Consider the following 14956-nt stretch of genomic DNA (forward strand, 5'->3'; position numbering starts at 1 on the left):
AGCAAAATGAAAGCAATATTTATCAACATTTTCAATAGTTTATCCACATTTCTGTGGAAAAGCCTTAAATTTTATTCACTTGTTCACAATTCAGGGAGAGTTCTACACAAAATTGTGGAAAACTTTTCCTACTATTTCCTTTTTATCTGCTTTTAAGGTATTATTATAGGTGTGAGTATCCCTTAATTATTAGCATTATATTAAAGATTATTTAAGGAATGTGCATTATACTTGTGTATAAATATTTCTTAATGGAAAAAGGAGAATCTTGTACTATGGCAAAAAAAAATATCGCCTCACTGCTAATCACTGGCGTAGCTGGTGGTGCTATCGCTCTAGGAGGTAGTGCTGTTTATCAAAGCATGACCAACACACCAACAACCACTAATAGTCAAAATAACGCTGTTAGTACGGTTAATGTACAAGTCAATACAGATACAACCAAAGCAATAAAAACAATTTCAAACACTGTCGTCTCTGTCCTCAACTATCAAAAGTCATCTTCAAGCGAAGATTTAGATAGTATCTTTGGTAATGGCAATAGAAGTAATGAAAGTTCTAGTAGTCCACAGCTGGCAGGGGAAGGATCTGGTGTAATCTATAAAAAAGATGGCAATACAGCTTATGTTGTGACAAACTACCACGTGGTCGAAGGTGCATCTTCATTAGAGGTTCTCATGGCGGGCGGCCAAAAAGTAACTGCCGAAGTCGTGGGATCAGACGCCTTTTCTGATTTGGCTGTCCTCAAAATTGATGCTAAATATGTCAAAGAGACAGCCACTTTTGGGAATTCGGATAAACTGACTGTTGGTGAACCTGCAATAGCAGTTGGTTCTCCTCTTGGAAGTGAATATGCCAATTCTGCAACGGAAGGAATTGTTTCAAGTCTTAACCGAAATGTTGTCCTTCAAAATAGTCAAGGCCAAACCATCAATGTCAATGCTATCCAAACAGATGCGGCCATCAATCCAGGTAACTCTGGAGGTGCCCTCATCAATATCGAAGGACAAGTCATCGGTATCACATCAAGTAAGATTACCTCAACACCAAGTGGTACAAGTAGCAGTGGCGTGTCTGTAGAAGGGATGGGATTCGCTATTCCTGCAAATGATGTTGTCAATATCATTAATAAACTTGAAAAAGATGGAAAAGTGATACGTCCTGCCTTAGGCGTTCAAATGGTCAACCTCTCAAGCCTTTCACAAAATAGTTTGGCTTCCCTTAATCTACCAGAAGATGTCACAAATGGTGTAGCGGTTGCTGAAGTTCAATCAGGTATGCCCGCAGCCAAGGCTGGACTCAAACAAGGCGATGTTATCGTCAAAATTAATGATGACGAAATTACTTCAAGCGTAAATCTTCAAAGTACACTTTATAAATCTTCTATCGGTGATACTATTAAAGTAACTTACTACCGTGATGGGAAAAAAGCTACTGCTAACGTTAAGCTTGATAAAACAAGCAGTGATATTAACTTCGACAAACAAAATTGAAAATATAAATCCTCTTGATAGAGGATTTTTTAATTGACAGACAATATGACGGATAGTTATTTTTTGTTAATAAAATTATGGTAAAATAGAATCAAGCATGAAAATATTACTTTATTTAGAAGCCGAGCAAATTTTGAGTCGTTCAGGAATTGGTCGTGCAATGAAACATCAACAACGTGCCTTAGATTTGATGCAAGTCGAGTGGACCCAAAATCCAAACGATGACTATGATATTCTGCATCTCAATACCTATGGGCCTCAGAGCTGGCGTATGCTCAAAAAAGCCAAAAAAGCTGGCAAAAAAGTGATCTTTCATGGTCACTCTACGGAAGAAGATTTTCGTGACTCTTTTGTCGGTTCCAACTTGATATCTCCTTTATTTAAACGCTATTTGATGCGTTTTTATCGCCAAGCCGACTTGGTCATTACGCCTACAGTATACTCTGCCAGTCTCTTAAGGGGGTATGGTTTAACATGTCCTATTTTACCCATTTCTAACGGGATTGATTTGAGCAAATATCAAGCAAGCCCAGAGAAAGAGCAGGCATTTCGTCAGCATTTCAACATTGAGGATAATCAAAAAGTTGTCATCTGCGCTGGGCTTTATTTTAAACGCAAGGGCATTGATGATTTTGTCAAAGTAGCAGAAAAAATGCCAGATGTGCGCTTTATCTGGTTTGGCTATCAAAACCTATGGACTATCCCTGGCTGGGTACGCCGCTTAGTCAAAAAGAATCATCCTAATAACGTCCTCTTCCCAGGCTATATTAAAGGTGATGTTTTTGAGGGTGCTATGACGGCCGCTGATGCCTTCTTCTTTGCATCCCGTGAAGAAACTGAAGGTATAGTGGTTCTGGAAGCACTCGCAAGTCATCAAGATGTAGTCGTGCGAGATATTCCCGTCTATCAAGGCTGGCTTGATAATACATCAGCGAGCATGGCGACAGATATTGACGGCTTCGTCCATGCCCTCGAAGAAGTATTAGAGGGTAGAGTTGATAAAACAGAAAAAGGCTATAAAGTAGCACAAGCACGCGCCATTGAAAATGTCGCTTCTGAACTTGCTGCTGCTTATCGCCAAACTTTGGAGTTATAAAAGAAAAAGACTATGAGAATCGGAATTTTTACAGACAGCTATTTTCCACAAATTAGTGGAGTAGCAACAAGTATTCAGAGCCTAACCATTGAGTTAGAAAAACTCGGACATCAGGTTTTTATCTTTACTACAACAGATCCACATGCTGATGTAGACCATGAACCTGAAAATATCATTCGCTTTCAAAGTGTCCCTTTTGTCTCACTTGCGGAGCGCAAGGTGGTCATCAAGGGTGTTTTTGCTGCCTACCAAATTGCTCAAACTTATCAGCTTGATATTATACATACACAAACTGAGTTTGGTATGGGCATCTTAGGAAAAATGGTGGCTCAGCAGCTCCAAATACCTGTTATCCACACTCTACATACAAAATATGAAGATTATGTTCATTACATTGCTAAAGGTCGTTTAATTCGTCCAAGCATGGTTAAGTACATCATCAGAAACTTTTTGCGTGGGAGTGAAGCCATTATTTGTCCAAGTCAAATGGTACTAGATACTGTCAATGGTTACGGTATTGACTTGCCTAAACGGATTATTCCCACCGGGATTGATCTGTCTCGCTTCAAGCGTGATGAAATTACTCCAGCGGAAATCCAAGAGCTGCGACAAAATTTAGGACTCACAAGCGGGGAAACAATGCTTCTCAGCTTATCACGGATTGCGCCTGAAAAAAATATCCAAGCGGTTGTTGCTGCCATGCCACAGTTAGTGGAAAGAGCTGCAGTTAAGCTGGTTATTGTCGGCGATGGTCCCTACATGAAATCCTTACAAGAACAAGTAGCAGAGCTAGGTATGGGAGATTATGTTATCTTTACGGGTGCCGTAGAAAATATAAAAACAGCCTACTACTATAAAGCTGCTGACTTTTTCATCTCGGCTTCTACTTCTGAAACTCAAGGATTGACTTATCTGGAAGCACTCGCCGCTGGCACAAGAGTTCTGGCTACTGTTAACCCTTATCTTGCACAGCTTATTGACGATAAAGAGTTTGGTCGTCTCTTTGCTTCAGAGGAAGACATGGTTGAAACAGTGCTAGCAGCTATACATGAAAGTCAAGAGCTTGACCAAGAAAAATTCGATAAAAAATTATATGAAATTTCTGCAGAGAACTTTGCTCAACAAGTCTATAATTTTTATCAAGATACGATTGTTGAATACCAAGCACGTAAAAATTCTGAACACTTTTTAGATGAGTTTGATGTAATTACTCAAAAATGGTCACGACAAATGAAACGTTCTTTGCGTCGTGAAAAGATTAGAGCGCAATATTTAACGAGAAAAGCAACTAAACTCGCTAAAAATCTACAGAATTATGTTAAAATAGATAAAGAAAATTGAAATAAGGCTTGCGGGACAACTGAAACAGTCCTAAGATAAGCATTGGAGGAAATAATGAAATCACATTTGATGGCAATCATGGATCGTTTAAATCGCTTGATTGAAACTGCTGATCCAAAAGAAACTTACAACTTTGAACGCGAAGGTGAAGTTATTGCAACTGTAAGCTTCGTGCCAGAAGAAACTGCTTTTTCTATCAAATACCCTAAGCAAAAAGATGTTGCTATCTTTGATGATATCGACCTCATAGCAATTGAACTTTACGATATGATTTATTAAAAAAATCCATCAACTGATGGATTTTTTTGTCTTTTATTTTTCAGCTACTGTTACTTTGCCGTCAATAATATCTTGTTTTGCTTTTTCTACTGCTTGCCAAGTCTTATCTGATAAATTATCTTTTGCAAGACTCACTCCACCATTTGCTAAATTATAGTTGAGAACTTGTCCACCAGGGAATTTATCGTCCTTAGTTTTATTAGCAATATCTTTAACAGCAACTCCTACTTCTTTCACTGATGATGCTAATACGAAGTTAGAGTCTTTACCATCTTTAGATGTATATTTTCCTAGATATTCTTGATCTTGGTCTACTCCAATCACCCAAACTTTATCTGCTTCCGATTTCGTTACGTTAAGTGCTTTGGCTTCTGAAAAGACGCCTGAACCAGAACCACCTGCTGCTTGATAGATCACATCGTTACCCGATCCGTACATTGCCGCAGCTATTGTTTTACCCTTGGCTGCATCTTGGAAAGATCCTGCATATTGTACGTCTACTTTTATATCAGGATTTACCGATTTAACACCTGCTTGAAAACCAACTTGGAAGGCTGTGATAATATCAGAGGCAATACCACCGATGAAACCAACCTTGTTTGTCTTAGTAGTTTTAGCTGCTGCTACCCCTGCAAGATATGCTGCCTCTTGGTCAGAAAAAGTTGCTGATGCTACATTGTCTTGATCTTTTATAACAGAATCAATAATGGTGAATTTAGTATCAGGATTATTTTTTGCTGCTTGTGAAGTTGCTTCTTGAAGGTCAAAACCCACGCCAAATACTAAACCATAACCTGCAGACACAGCTGAGTTAAAGTTGGTTGTGTACTCAGAAACCGAACTGGCATTAAAATAGTTGATGCCTTTCGATTGTGACAAGCCATTTTCTTTACCCCAATCTTGGAGGCCTTCCCAAGCAGATTGATTAAATGAACGATCGTCCACTCCGCCTGTACTTGGTACAAGTGCTACTTTTAAATCTGTTTTAGCAGCCGATGACTCTGAATTTCGGCCACGACAGCCCGCTAAAAGAGTGACTGATGCAAGTGCAAGCGCACCGAGTGTAAAAATACGTTTATTCATTAAATTAAATTCCTCCAACATTTTAATAGACACCTACTATAACATAAGAATACTTATTTTGAAAATATTTTCGCATAAAAAATGCTTTTTAGTAAAACTTTACAGAAATTATAAAGTAAAAAAGCCCCAGCTTTTAGGACTTTCCATAATAAATTTCTTGAACCTCTTGGGTATAACTTCCGTCTTGGTCATGAATAATTAAAGGTGGTAGAAAAATCTCTCCCCCAGGCTTACCATCTTTGATGGCATCAATCAGTAAGATATTGGCTGCTTGATTAGCTTTTGGATACACAAACTGGATACGCTTTGGAATCAGATTATGTTCCCTCATTTTATCGACAATTTCAAAGAAACGCTCTGGACGATGCACCATGGCGAGATGACCATTAGTTTTTAAGAGACGTTTACTTGTTTCAAATATCTCATCTAAATTCGTAGCCAGTTCGTGTCGTGCCAAAGTATAATGATGATTTTCATTAATATGGCTCTCCTCATCCAACTTGAAATAAGGAGGATTACAAAAAATTAAATCTACAGATGAGGTGTTAATATAGTCCAATGCCTTGTTTAAGTTATCATTGATGACCGTCATCTGCTCGTCTAGACGATTGAGTTTAATCGAGCGTTTTGCCATTTGCGCCAAACGTTCTTGAAGTTCAATTTCGATAATTTGAGATTTTGTCATTGAGCTGGCAAAAAGGCCTATCGCTCCATTTCCCGCACACATATCTACAATATTTCCTTGCTTTGGAAGGCGAGGAAAGCGTGCAAGAAGAATAGCATCTATAGAAAAAGAAAAAACGTCTCGACTTTGGATTATTTGTACTTCTGATGCAGCAATCTGATCAATACGCTCACCAGGATTTAGTTCGATATCTGTCATTCTACTATTATACAATTTTCATATCTAAAATCCTATTGGAGGCGAGACATCAAAAAAGTGAGCATAGCACTCACTTTTTTTATTCTACTCGAAAAACCATGGCAGTACGTGCAGCCAATACCAGTTCAAGTTTTTCATCCTTTTCTTGATAAATAAAGTTTGATCGTGGTCCAAAGCCACCGTATTTAGCCGCGTCTGTGTCAATTATTAGTTCTGGCTTCAGTAGCAAATGTAGACTAAGTTTTTGTTCCTGATTGGGATGGAAATTGAAGACAAACAACAGTTTTCCTTTACGATAGGCTAGAAGTTTATCTTCATTTTTAATCCAATATTGCTGAAGACTATCCGTCTGGTTCAAAAATTTATAGTCATGTTCTAAAGCAATCATATCATGGTCAAAGGCCAAGAGATATTTAAAACGTAACTCTTTATTTTCCGCTAAGGACCATTGACGCCGCGCGTGCTGGTAACTGTCCGCGTTGCCTTCTCTTGGAAAATCCAGCCATTCAGGATGGCCAAATTCATTTCCCATAAAATTAAGATAGCCTTCCCCTGCTAGACTGAAAGTAATTAAACGGACTAACTTATGTAAAGCTAAAGCACGATCAATAATCAAGGAATCCGTCTGAATATCCATTGCATCGTAGATAGCTTCATTCGCTAACCACATCATGAGTGTTTTATCTCCAACCAAGGCTTGATCATGACTCTCCGCATAACCGATATTTTTCTCACCAGGCCGACGTGTGGTGAGTTCCCACCAGAGTGCCATCAAATCTAAATCTTCATCTTTTTTCTCTTTAAACTGCTTGATCCAATAATCAGGAACACCCATAGAAAGCCGGTAATCAAAACCTAACCCCCCCTCAGAAATCGGCATAGCCATCCCTGGCATAGCTGACATGTCTTCAGCAATCATTGTCGCATTCGGATTAATTTGATGCACGAGTTCATTGGCTAACATCAAATACACGACTGCATCCATATCAGTATCCGTCGAGAAATACTTTTCATAACTGTCAAAGCTTACTCCTAACCCATGATGATGATACAGCATGCTGGTTACTCCATCAAAGCGGAAACCATCAAAACGATAGGTTTCTAACCAGAACTTAAGATTAGAGAGAAGAAAATGGATAACTTCGTCTTTGCCATAATTAAATAATTTTGTATTCCATGCCTCGTGCTCTCCCCGCGCCCCTTCATGAAAATATTGAGAACTACTTCCATCAAAAAGATTAAGGCCATCTCCAACATTCTTCACGGCATGGGAGTGTACCACATCTAATAAAACACGAAGTCCCATCCCATGGGCTGTATCGATCAAAAGCATCAAATCCTCAGGACGACCGAAGCGACTTGATATAGCAAAAAAATTAGAGACCTGATAGCCAAAGCTCGCATACAGTGGATGCTCCATAATAGCCATAAGTTGGATTGTGTTGTAACCTGCTTTTTTGATACGCGGCAGGATATCTTTTGTAAATTCTTTGTAGCTATTTATCTTATAGTCTTCACTAGAAATACCTATGTGAGCTTCATAAATAAGAGGCGCTTCATCCTTTAAAACAGGTGACTTATGCTTAAAAGAATATTGGGGATTACTAATGACTCCATCCAGTTCTAAATATTCATTTTGAACAGCATACAGCGCATAGGAAGGCACTCTAAAAACTTCCGCTCCATTAATGATAAGTTTAACCTTAACTTTTGAACCAATGGGTAAAAGGCCAGGAACAGTGATTTCCCATACCCCTCCGTAAGCAGCTTTTAACTCATGTTGCTTGCCGTCCCATTCATTAAAATCTCCCACTAAAAAAGCTTTTTCTGCATGAGGCGCCCACTCACGGAAAGTCCAATTGTCTTTTTCTTGCTGGAAACCAAAGTACTTATAGCCATTAGCAAAATCAGACAGTTTACCTTCCATCCCTAACAGTCTTTTTTTGGTCCTAGCAAACTCGAATAATCGGAGAGAAAGATCTTCTTTAAATGGTTCTAGGTATGGATCGTATTGTAAAATATTTAGCATTGTGAGAAACCTCCCTTTAACAACTGGCCTAATGTTCTTTTATTCTAACATTTTTTTACAGGAGATTATATTCTTATAAGGGCTCTGCTAAAGAAAAAAGAAAGCTTAAAGCCTTCTTCTCCTTTTTTAAAAATTCTTAGCATTTGGCTTATTATAACCATATTTTTCACAGAAATCTTCTCGAAATTCTAAGAGATTGTCATCCATAATGGCTTGACGAACATTCTTCATAAGGTTAATCAAGAAGTGGAGGTTGTGAGTGCTCATCAAGCGCAAGCCAAATGTCTCATCTGCTTTAAACAAATGACGTAAATAAGCGCGTGTATAATTTGAACAGCAATAGCAATCACACTCTGGATCAAGCGGTGTGAAATCCAATTCATACTTTGCATTTTTGATATTCACACGTCCAAAGCTGGTCATTGCGGTACCATTACGTGCAATGCGTGTCGGCAAGACACAGTCAAACATATCTATACCACGAATTACACCATCAATCAAGCTGTCAGGAGCACCAACTCCCATAAGATAACGAGGTTTGTCCTCAGGTAAAAGTGGCGTTGTAAAGTCAAGAACTGCATTCATTTCGGCATGGGATTCCCCTACTGCAAGTCCTCCAATAGAATAGCCTGGGAAATCCATGCTGACAAGGTCACGCGCTGACTGACGACGAAGATCTTCAAAGCCTGCACCCTGAACGATGCCAAAAAGCCCTTGATCATGTGGACGTTGGTGCGCTTTTAAACCACGTTCTGCCCAACGCGATGTACGTTCAACAGAAGCCTTGACATAATCGTAAGGCTGATAGAAAGGTGGACATTCATCAAAGCTCATCATAATATCTGAGCCCAAATTATTTTGAATGGAAATGGCCTTTTCGGGGTTTAGAAAAAGTTCACGCCCATCTAAATGACTCTTAAACTTCACGCCATCTTCAGTGATGTTTTTCTTGTTTTGTACCAACGAGTAAACTTGAAAGCCTCCACTGTCTGTGAGAATAGGTTGGTCCCAATTCATAAACTTATGGAGTCCTCCCGCTTGTGCAACAAGCTCATCACCAGGACGCAGCCATAAGTGATACGTATTGGCAAGAATAATCCCAGAACCCATCTCTTTTAATTCTTCAGGGGATTGGGTCTTGACCGTCGCTTGCGTACCTACAGGCATAAACATAGGTGTAGGGAAGGTTCCGTGTGGGGTGATAATTTCACCAAGACGAGCACCAGTGTGTTTTTCTTTTTTAATTAGTCTGTATTTTATTGCATGTTCAGTCATGTAAACTCCTTTAAACTTCTACAAGTATACCAAAAAACTTTGTTTTTTCCCAGCCTATCTCCCGCCGCTTATTTAAAAGTTTTTGTTTGTTCAGCTTTATCTTTTATGGTATTCTAAGAATTGGAGGTTTCTATGATATTTAAAGATTTAAAAGAGAGAGCAAAAGACGCACTGAGAGAGAATTTTGGTGCTAAACTACGTCTCTTTCTGATTCCTATTTTCTGGGGAATTATTACAACAAACGTCACTTACCAATCAAACAATGACTCTAATATGAGTACACTCAATAGTTTTGATGCAAATGATGTAACTGCTACACTGCTATTTTCTGTACTGATAGCGATACTTTTAGGAGCCTTGGTAGGCCTTTTGATTTCTGTAGCTATTGATGTTATTACCGTTGGTGCTCGATTTAATTACATTAAAATTTACCGCGGTGAAAGAGAAAATCCACGCTTTAAAAATGTTTTCATTCCTTTTAAAGACGGAAGCTGGACTAAGATTTTTATCATTCATTTGGTTTCTGGATTACTGATTGGTCTTTTAACTATTACTATTATTGGTATCCCATTTGCAATTTATCTCGGCCTTGGTTGGTCTCAAAAGGATTATATCCTTTTTGACCAGTTAGAGTCAGGAACTTACAATGGAGTGTGGGGTGTACTTAACACATCTTCTCAGGTTATGCGCGGTTCACGTGGCAACTACTTCCTCTTTATGCTCAGCTTTATCCTTTGGTACATTCTTGTAGGGGTTACCCTTGGTTTAGCCAAATTCTGGACTACACCATATATAGAGATGTCAACAATCGCTTACTACCAAAGTTTGATCGACAATCCTCAAAATTCATACTAAAAAAAAGAAGTTCTATTGAACTTCTTTTTTTACTTTTTTCCCATGTGTGAAATAATATATTACGATAATAAATAATGTAAAAATTGCTGATACATAGTAAAGATTACGATAACCTAAAAAAGGAACAAGTAATCCCATGATAAACGGCCCAAATCCTACACCCATGTCCAAAAAGCCAAAGAATGTTGATGTAGAAACACCTATGCGATCAATACCTGAACTACGAATAGCAATAGCTTGACCAAAAGGTGAAAACGAACCATATCCTAAGCCAATAAAAATAGCTGCAAAAAGCAAAACAAATGAAGATTGTGCCCAACCAATCAAAGTTAAACCAATCGCAAATAAGATAAACACAGGATACATAACATAGTTGTCTCCTTTTGTATCAAAGATACGCCCAGTTACAGGACGAGAAAATAAGATTGCCAGAGCGTAGATGAGGAAAAACAAGGAACCCGCAGTAGTTAAACCAATTGCTGAAGAATAAGCATTCATAAAAGCTAAAATACTTGAATAGGATACCCCTATGAGCATACCCACTACTGAGATAGAAACAGCTTTCTTCTCAAAATAATTTGACCAAGCAAATTTTTTCTTCATTTGACTTTCTACAGTTGGCACTGTATGTGGCGCTTTGATAAAGAAAACACCAATAAGTGCGATAAACAAAAGCACATTAGAAAGATGAATTAAAAGGGTGAAACCATACTTACCATACAGAAACATGGAAAGAAAAGGGCCAATCGCAGAAGACATCGTGACAGATAAAGCATAGTAACCAATTCCTTCACCTCTACGAGATGGGGGGACAGTTGCTCCTGCAAGTGTACCTGAAGCTGTGGTTGCAATACCAAATCCTATACCATGTAAGAAGCGAAGTAAAAGTAAGCTCTCAACACTAGGAACAATATAGTATACCAACCCAAAAAGAAGGTAGATACTTGTCCCTATATAGAGCATTTTCTTTGCTCCCCATTTTCCAATATTATTTCCTGTCCAAAGACGGGCAAACAAACTACCGACAATAAAAAGTCCTGTTAAAATACCAGCTGTACCTGCTGAGGCATGATATTTTGCCATTGCATGTGTACCGATAACAATCGTTGGAATATAAAACACTAAATAATATATAAAATTAAGTAACATATTAATAATAAAACTTGTCGTCCATAACTTTTCTTTTTTCATTTTTCTCCTTCTCTTGTATGCGCTATCGAGCAAATAAAAAGCAGGAAAACTCCCGTTTCCGAGAGCTTATCCTATCATTTTATTGATTATAGCTTATTTTAGTTACAAACTATTATATCATTTTTCTGCTTATTTTAATTTCCCGAAGCTTTCCTATATTATATCCACCCTCATTCAGCAATCTTTAACGAGTGTTGTATTTTTAAACTGCGACAATATTACTGTTGTATTTTCCGTTTGCCATTTCTCCTTCAAAGTTCACTTTATTTTTATTATAGGAAAAATCATTCGAAAGACTGAATTCTCTGTGCTTTTTGGAAGGTATAATAAAGTAAATAAAAAATTTAAGGAGTTAAAATTTATATGCTATTCTTGTTCTTCTTCCTCTTATGTACTTACCTATTTTTCAAAGGGCTGTTCAAATTCATCCTTCCCCTCTTCATTTTCCTTTTACTTATAAAACTTTTTGTAGGAGGTTTATTTCTCTTCTTTAACACTCACTTTCTCTTTACAGTAGCAATAATTGCCTTTTTCGTTTGGTTGATCAGCACAGTCAGAAGGCAAAACTATTAATATATAAAAAACACTTCTCAAGTGATGGGAGGTGTTTTTATCTGTCTAAGCCGCTTATTTCGCTTCATACCAGCTGGCACCAGTATTTTCATCAGCCAGAAGAGGTACATTCAATTCGACAGCAGACTCCATTGTTTGTTTTACCAAGGCCTGTACTTCAGCGAGCTCCTCTTTAGGTACTTCAAGGATGATCTCATCGTGGACTTGGAGTAAAAGTCTTGCTTTGAAGTTTCCTTCGGACAAAGCACTATCTAAATTAATCATAGCAATCTTAAGAATATCGCCTGCTGAACCTTGAATAGGAGCATTAATGGCTTGACGCTCCGCACCTTGTCGAACCATAAAATTACGGTTATTAATCTCTGGTAATTTACGACGGCGGTTAAACATCGTGCTTACGAAGCCCTTATCTTTAGCATCACGCTTAGTTTCCGCAATATAGTTTGCAACTCCGGGATAACGTTCAAAGTAGGCGCGGATCATGTCCCCCGCTTCTTTGTTAGAAATATTTAGGCGTTTAGCTAAGCCATATTCCGTTTCCCCATAAGAAATTCCAAAATTTACTGCTTTTGCATTACGCCGATCATTTGGCGTAACATTTTCTGGTTTATCTATTCCAAAAACACGCATAGCAGTGCTACTATGGATATCCGCCCCATGGTTAAAAGCATCGATCAGGTGTTCATCCTTAGACATATGTGCTAAAACACGTAGCTCGATCTGTGAGTAGTCAGAACTTAAGAGAATATTGTCTTCAGCCGCGACAAATGCTTTACGGATTAAGCGCCCTGCTTCCAAGCGGACAGGAATATTTTGCAGATTAGGTTCAACAGAAGATAATCGTCCCGTTTGCGTCAAATCTTGAACATAACGTGTATGAATACGCCCGTCTGCTGCGATTTGAGGGATTAGTCCTTGAACATATGTTGACTGAATTTTGGAAACTTGACGGTATTCGAGTATCTTAGCTACCAGCTCATACTCCTGTGCCAAACTTTCTAAAATATCTGCTGCCGTTGAATAACCTGTTTTCGTCTTTTTACCATGTGGCATTTGGAGCTTTTCAAAGAGGATAACACCAAGTTGTTTTGGAGAATTAATATTAAACTCCTCACCTGCAAGTTCATAAATTTTTTCCGTTAAATCAGCAAGAAGTTTCTCATTTTCACGACCAATTTCTTCTAAAGTACTTACTTCAGCTCCAATACCGGCTATTTCCATTTTCGCGAGTACATTCGCAAGAGGAATTTCCATCTCTGTCAAAAGATGATATTGCTCATTTTCCTCCAAATTTCGAATCATTATAGCTTTGGTCGCTGCTAAGATATGTATTTTTCCCGCAAGATGTTTATATAACACATCATCTTCAGGAACTGTACGTTTTGTACCTTTTCCATACACTTCTTCATCTGTAGGCAAAAACCGATTCGCAAACAAACGACCAATTGTCTCTATTTTATTGTCCTCTGTTGTTGAGATGAGATATTTTGCTAGCATACTGTCATATTTTACAAGCGGAAGCTCAATGCCTAAGCGTTGAAGTAATACTCTATTTTTCTTAAAATCATATGTATTTTCAGGGAAAGCAAAACCTTTTAAAATATCTGTATTTTTGGAAACAAATATCTTTTCTTCATTCCCCCAAGCAAAGCCAATGATTTCTTCTTTATGGTAGTTTTCATTTAGAATCTCAATATAGAAGAAATCATCTTTCGCTACGGTTATATTAGAAGCATCTTCAACAACTTCAAAAGTCATCGGAACCTCTTCAGCTTCTGCCGTTTCTACCTTTGCTTTAAATTGAGCAAAGCCCATCTCATCATAAAACTTAATTAGAGATGCGGCATCTGCTTCTTTTATCAGGGTATCCGCAAGGTCAATTTCAATAGGTGCTTTTGTATCAATTGTTGCTAAAGTACGAGACAAATAAGCCATCTCACGATCAGCAATGAGATTTTCCTTCATTTTACTTTGCTTGAGTGAATCAATATTTTCATAAAGGTTATCGATAGAACCCCACTCTTGTAACAATTTTAAAGCTGTTTTTTCTCCTACCTTGGTTACTCCCGGGTAATTATCTGAACTATCACCCATTAAACCTTTAAGGTCAATAAATTGTTCTGGTGTTAAGCCCGTTTTCTCCATCAAATAAGCTGGGGTAAAACTTTCAAACTCCGCTACACCTTTTTTAGAGATTTCAACAGTAGTGTTTGAATCAGCAAGTTGGATTAAGTCTTTATCACCAGTGACAATGGTAACGTCATAATCGCCTGCTTCTGGAAGCTCAGCCAATTTGTCCAAAGTACCAATAATATCATCCGCTTCGTAATTTTTTAGTTCATAATGATTATAACCAAGTTTCTCGATCAGCTCTTTAATAAAAGGAAGCTGTTCCCGGAACTCATCTGGTGTGCGTGCACGACCATCTTTATAAGCAGAGAACAATTCCGTTCTAAACGTAGTTTTCCCAGCATCAAAGGCAATCAGTACATGGTTAGGTTCTAATCTTTCCACCAAGTTATTAAGCATAAGGTGAAAGCCGTAAATCGCATTCGTATGCAAACCACTTGGTGCCACAAAACGGTCGACTTGATTGTAAAGAGCAAAAAAGGCTCGAAAAGCTAACGAGGAACCATCGATAAGCAGTAATTTATTTTTCTTGTTTTCCATAACTCCTATTATACCTCAAATCTATAAAAAAAAAGAAGCCTTAGCTTCTTTAGTTCACTTGGCATTTACCATATCTCACAGGGGGCAACCCCCAACTACTTCCGGCGTAATAGGACTTAACTTCTGTGTTCGACATGGGAACAGGTGTATCTCCTATGCAATGAATACCAAATCATGGTCTGAATGTA

At 38.1% G+C, this 14956-nt stretch carries 11 protein-coding genes and 1 rRNA gene; 5 read left to right on the forward strand and 7 right to left on the reverse strand.

Features of this window, described 5'->3' with window-relative positions; translation table 11 throughout:
- The first annotated feature begins 275 nt into the window (after nucleotides 1-275).
- The 4 genes from I6G50_RS08170 to I6G50_RS08185 all read left to right on the forward strand — a co-directional run bounded on the left by I6G50_RS08170 (nucleotide 276) and on the right by I6G50_RS08185 (nucleotide 4209).
- The gene (locus I6G50_RS08170) at nucleotides 276-1493 is read left to right on the forward strand and encodes a S1C family serine protease (RefSeq protein WP_081165926.1); all 1218 of its coding nucleotides are present in this window, start codon (nucleotides 276-278) and stop codon (nucleotides 1491-1493) included.
- Nucleotides 1494-1590: 97 nt separating this feature from the next.
- The gene (locus tag I6G50_RS08175) at nucleotides 1591-2589 is read left to right on the forward strand and encodes a glycosyltransferase (protein WP_197908500.1); all 999 of its coding nucleotides are present in this window, start codon (nucleotides 1591-1593) and stop codon (nucleotides 2587-2589) included.
- A 12-nt stretch (nucleotides 2590-2601) separates the two neighbouring features.
- Entirely contained in the window at nucleotides 2602-3930 is a 1329-nt protein-coding gene (locus I6G50_RS08180) for a glycosyltransferase family 4 protein (protein ID WP_197908502.1), read from the forward strand.
- Nucleotides 3931-3984: 54 nt separating this feature from the next.
- Nucleotides 3985-4209 (forward strand): DUF1797 family protein, encoded by a 225-nt coding sequence (locus tag I6G50_RS08185; protein ID WP_003136047.1) that lies wholly within the window; start codon nucleotides 3985-3987, stop codon nucleotides 4207-4209.
- A 33-nt stretch (nucleotides 4210-4242) separates the two neighbouring features.
- Here I6G50_RS08185 and I6G50_RS08190 read toward each other — a convergent pair whose 3' ends face one another.
- From I6G50_RS08190 to tgt, 4 genes are all read right to left on the reverse strand, one after another.
- Entirely contained in the window at nucleotides 4243-5292 is a 1050-nt protein-coding gene (locus I6G50_RS08190; RefSeq protein ID WP_197908503.1) for a BMP family lipoprotein, read from the reverse strand.
- 133 nt (nucleotides 5293-5425) lie between these two features.
- On the reverse strand, nucleotides 5426-6175 hold the full coding sequence (locus I6G50_RS08195; RefSeq protein WP_197908505.1) for a tRNA1(Val) (adenine(37)-N6)-methyltransferase: 750 nt from the start codon (nucleotides 6173-6175) through the stop codon (nucleotides 5426-5428).
- A 79-nt stretch (nucleotides 6176-6254) separates the two neighbouring features.
- The gene (locus I6G50_RS08200; protein ID WP_197908507.1) at nucleotides 6255-8204 is read right to left on the reverse strand and encodes an alpha-amylase family glycosyl hydrolase; all 1950 of its coding nucleotides are present in this window, start codon (nucleotides 8202-8204) and stop codon (nucleotides 6255-6257) included.
- Between the two features lie 126 nt (nucleotides 8205-8330).
- Nucleotides 8331-9479 carry a tRNA guanosine(34) transglycosylase Tgt gene (gene tgt / locus I6G50_RS08205; protein ID WP_003136040.1) on the reverse strand — a complete coding sequence of 383 codons (1149 nt, stop codon included), beginning with the start codon at nucleotides 9477-9479 and terminating at the stop codon, nucleotides 8331-8333.
- Nucleotides 9480-9611: 132 nt separating this feature from the next.
- On the opposite strand from tgt, the gene I6G50_RS08210 reads away from it, so the two are divergent.
- Entirely contained in the window at nucleotides 9612-10334 is a 723-nt protein-coding gene (locus tag I6G50_RS08210) for a DUF975 family protein (RefSeq protein WP_197908508.1), read from the forward strand.
- Nucleotides 10335-10346: 12 nt separating this feature from the next.
- On the opposite strand, the gene I6G50_RS08215 is transcribed toward I6G50_RS08210, so the two are convergent.
- The 3 genes from I6G50_RS08215 to rrf all read right to left on the reverse strand — a co-directional run bounded on the left by I6G50_RS08215 (nucleotide 10347) and on the right by rrf (nucleotide 14940).
- Entirely contained in the window at nucleotides 10347-11525 is a 1179-nt protein-coding gene (locus I6G50_RS08215; RefSeq protein ID WP_197908510.1) for an MFS transporter, read from the reverse strand.
- A 627-nt stretch (nucleotides 11526-12152) separates the two neighbouring features.
- Nucleotides 12153-14768 (reverse strand): DNA polymerase I, encoded by a 2616-nt coding sequence (gene polA, locus I6G50_RS08220; protein ID WP_197908511.1) that lies wholly within the window; start codon nucleotides 14766-14768, stop codon nucleotides 12153-12155.
- A gap of 56 nt (nucleotides 14769-14824) precedes the next feature.
- Nucleotides 14825-14940, reverse strand: a 5S ribosomal RNA gene (rrf, locus tag I6G50_RS08225).
- Between the last annotated feature and the right edge of the window lie 16 nt (nucleotides 14941-14956).

The organism is Lactococcus garvieae, assembly GCF_016027715.1.
Taxonomy (GTDB): Bacteria; Bacillota; Bacilli; order Lactobacillales; family Streptococcaceae; genus Lactococcus; species Lactococcus garvieae_A.

What these genes read in the sequence shown, in the direction of transcription:
- I6G50_RS08195 (WP_197908505.1), bottom strand. Translation starts at nt 6,175, where the DNA reads ATGACAGATATCGAACTAAATCCTGGTGAGCGTATTGATCAGATTGCT.
- I6G50_RS08185 (WP_003136047.1), top strand. Translation starts at nt 3,985, where the DNA reads ATGAAATCACATTTGATGGCAATCATGGATCGTTTAAATCGCTTGATT.
- I6G50_RS08210 (WP_197908508.1), top strand. Translation starts at nt 9,612, where the DNA reads ATGATATTTAAAGATTTAAAAGAGAGAGCAAAAGACGCACTGAGAGAG.
- polA (WP_197908511.1), bottom strand. Translation starts at nt 14,768, where the DNA reads ATGGAAAACAAGAAAAATAAATTACTGCTTATCGATGGTTCCTCGTTA.
- I6G50_RS08180 (WP_197908502.1), top strand. Translation starts at nt 2,602, where the DNA reads ATGAGAATCGGAATTTTTACAGACAGCTATTTTCCACAAATTAGTGGA.
- tgt (WP_003136040.1), bottom strand. Translation starts at nt 9,479, where the DNA reads ATGACTGAACATGCAATAAAATACAGACTAATTAAAAAAGAAAAACAC.
- I6G50_RS08170 (WP_081165926.1), top strand. Translation starts at nt 276, where the DNA reads ATGGCAAAAAAAAATATCGCCTCACTGCTAATCACTGGCGTAGCTGGT.
- I6G50_RS08215 (WP_197908510.1), bottom strand. Translation starts at nt 11,525, where the DNA reads ATGAAAAAAGAAAAGTTATGGACGACAAGTTTTATTATTAATATGTTA.
- I6G50_RS08190 (WP_197908503.1), bottom strand. Translation starts at nt 5,292, where the DNA reads ATGAATAAACGTATTTTTACACTCGGTGCGCTTGCACTTGCATCAGTC.
- I6G50_RS08175 (WP_197908500.1), top strand. Translation starts at nt 1,591, where the DNA reads ATGAAAATATTACTTTATTTAGAAGCCGAGCAAATTTTGAGTCGTTCA.
- I6G50_RS08200 (WP_197908507.1), bottom strand. Translation starts at nt 8,204, where the DNA reads ATGCTAAATATTTTACAATACGATCCATACCTAGAACCATTTAAAGAA.